A 293-nucleotide genomic window follows, 5' to 3' on the forward strand; every position below is an offset into this window, starting at 1 on the left:
CGATCACCGATGTTCATCACCTTACCGGCGCTGCGCGCTCGACCATCGGTCGTTGGCTTCGGTGGTATCGAGATGAAGGCATAGATGCGCTAGAAGCCTTACCGGCTGGCCGTGCCCCAGTCTTACCTATCGCCAAGATTGTCACCTTACTGGTGCTGCTCATGCAGTTTTCTCCGCAAGATTTTGGTTATCAGCGCAGCCGTTGGTGTACTGAACTATTGGCTATAAAAATCAATCGGTTAACAGGGCTCAATGTGGCAGCCTCCACGCTCCGCCGATGGTTACCTCGTATG

At 53.6% G+C, this 293-nt stretch carries 1 protein-coding gene; it reads left to right on the forward strand.

Annotated elements, in window-relative coordinates; genetic code table 11:
* The coding region (locus MUW49_RS22180) for a helix-turn-helix domain-containing protein (RefSeq protein WP_244813059.1) at nucleotides 1-293 on the forward strand (293 nt) is incomplete at both ends.

It is taken from the genome of Aeromonas sp. LsrichE-8G (assembly GCF_022869435.1).
Lineage (GTDB): Bacteria > Pseudomonadota > Gammaproteobacteria > Enterobacterales > Aeromonadaceae > Aeromonas > Aeromonas caviae.